The 2,514-nt window shown below is 47.4% G+C and carries 2 protein-coding genes; both read right to left on the reverse strand.

Annotation, left to right across the window (positions count from 1 at the left end):
* Positions 1 to 21 precede the first annotated feature (21 nt).
* Positions 22 to 510 (reverse strand): TIGR02444 family protein, encoded by a 489-nt coding sequence (locus CAG68_RS02905; protein ID WP_033907158.1) that lies wholly within the window; start codon positions 508 to 510, stop codon positions 22 to 24.
* On the reverse strand, positions 507 to 2,426 hold the full coding sequence (locus CAG68_RS02910; protein ID WP_042523641.1) for an ABC transporter ATP-binding protein: 1,920 nt from the start codon (positions 2,424 to 2,426) through the stop codon (positions 507 to 509). The genes CAG68_RS02905 and CAG68_RS02910 overlap by 4 nt, the downstream gene beginning before the upstream one ends.
* Positions 2,427 to 2,514: the final 88 nt, after the last annotated feature.

Consider the following 2,514-nt stretch of genomic DNA (forward strand, 5'->3'; position numbering starts at 1 on the left):
GATTATAGGTATTCTACAGATTTATGGGCGTTTTGGTGGTTGAATGTTTGGCACCGGAATAGCAAAGGCTTGCTGCAAATGCTCCCCACCGAGTTGACGACAGTATCTCAACGTCAGTGGGTCACCATCATTTTTGAGTAGTGCAAGTGAGTTAATGCAGTCCACCAAATCCGCTTGTTGCTGCTTTTCTAGTTGCAGCTCAAACTGCAAGGTCTCACGATACAAAGCGTCATTGACTTGAGACTTAAGGTGGCGACGAAGGTCGCGAAAGGAGTGAAGTAAAGTTTCGCTCCTACCTAGACAGTCTTGCACCAAGGGCCAGTCTTTTTCTTGGAAAATGAGTTGCTGCTCATCGAGCCATCTGAGCAGCAGGAGTAGGTTCACGTTACCGTGGTAGTTGTTCTGTAATGATAAGCACGCCTCTTTCACTTCTCGCACACCATAAAATTGCAGACTAAACTGCCAAAGGTGTTCTAGGGTGAGTGTGTATTCAGCGTGTTGATTACTCATTGATTAAACTCTAGCTCCATCTGCTCCAACGTTTCTTGAGCAGACATCCATTCCATTTCAATTTCTTCGAGCTCAGCTTTACTGGAAGCTTGAAGTGCCAGCACTTGGTTAAGTTTAGCTTTATTTTCGGCCGCATACAGTGAGTTGTCCGCCAATTGTTCTTCAGCTTCGGCCAGTGCAGCACCTAACTTATCCATTTTATTTTCTAGTTGTGTCAGCGTTTTGCGAATTGGCGCTGTCTGTTTTCGAAACTCTGCATCGCGACGTTTTTGCTCTTTCTTCGCAGCTGCGCTGTTGGCCGTATCTTTGCTTGGCTGCGCAGCCTGCGCTTCTTTGCGTTCCGCTCTTTGTTGTTCGGTTAACCATTTATAATAGTCATTTAAATCACCGTCGAACGGAGCAACTTGTCGATCATGCACTAAATACAAGTCATCGGTCGTAGCGCGCAGTAAATAGCGGTCGTGCGAAACAATCACCATCGCACCTTCGAATGTTTGCAGTGCCATCGTAAGTGCTTGGCGCATGTCCAAGTCTAAGTGGTTGGTCGGTTCATCAAGTAGCAACAGGTTTGGCTTTTGCCACACAATTAAAGCCAATACCAAACGGGCTTTTTCGCCACCAGAAAACGGCGCAACTTTTTCTAGTGCTTTGTCACCTTGGAAGCCAAAGCTACCTAGGTAATCACGTAGCTGCTGTTCGGTTTGATCGGGTGCGATTTGCATCATGTGTTGCAGCGGCGTTTCTTCAGGATGAAGCGTTTCTAACTGGTGCTGAGCGAAGTAACCAATTTTCACGCCTTGTGAGTAAGTTAGGTCACCACCTTGCGCGTTAAGTTCACCAGAGAGCAGCTTGATTAAGGTCGATTTACCCGCACCATTACGGCCGAGTAGACCAATACGACTGCCAGGAACCAAGTTCAAGCGGATCTTCTCTAAGATGAGGTTGTCACCGTAACCTGCAGATACTTCATCCATCATCATGATTGGGTTTGGCAGCGCAGCTGGCTCACGGAATTGAAAGCTAAATGGGTTATCGAATTGAGCTGGCAGTACTTTTTCCATGCGCTCCAAAGCTTTGATACGGCTTTGGGCTTGGCGTGCTTTTGATGCTTTGTAACGGAAGCGGTCGATGTAGCTTTGCATGTGCGACATCTGCTTCTGTTGCTTTTCAAACATCGCTTGTTGCAACACCATCTTTTGTGCGCGTTGGTTTTCGAATGACGAGTAGTTACCCGTGTATTCGTTCAGCTGCTGATTCTCGATGTGAATGATGCGACCAACAATTGGATCAAGGAAGTCTCGGTCGTGCGAGATCAGAATCAGCGTGCCAGGGTAGTTTTGTAGCCAACGCTCTAACCACATTACCGCGTCCAAATCCAAGTGGTTGGTTGGTTCGTCGAGTAGCAATAAGTCAGAACGACACAATAGCGCTTGAGCCAAGTTAAGACGCATACGCCAACCACCCGAGAATTGGGTCAAACTCCAACTCATTTGCTCTTGGCTGAACCCTAAACCATCGAGCAGTTCTGCCGCGCGAGCGCGAATGCTGTAACCACCAATGGTTTCAATTTTACCGTGTATCTCGGCAACTAGGGTTCCGTTGTCTTGTGTTTCTGCTTCAGCTAACTGCTTTTCGAGAGCGCGGTACTCGCGATCACCATCAATGACGTATTCCAGTGCAGTGCGCTCTAGCGCAGGCGTTTCCTGTGCGACCCAGGCCAACTCCCAGTGTTGAGGTTGGCTAAATGAGCCAGCATCAATTGACAGTTCATCTTTCAGTAGGGCAAACAGCGTTGATTTACCGCAGCCGTTTTTGCCCACAAGACCGACTTTATCGCCAGGGTGAATAGTCGCAGAAGCTTGGTCTAAAAGAGGTTTACCGCCACGCAGTAACTGAATATCAGAGAAGGTAATCATAAAGTTTTCATTCACTTTGCGCAGTGCGCGTTGCTTGGTTACATAGCGAAGTGGTTTCAATCGTTTTTAAAGCCACTTGGGTATATAT

Origin of the sequence: Vibrio sp. V42_P2S4T144 (genome assembly GCF_009904715.1) — a bacterium.
GTDB lineage: Bacteria > Pseudomonadota > Gammaproteobacteria > Enterobacterales > Vibrionaceae > Vibrio > Vibrio alginolyticus.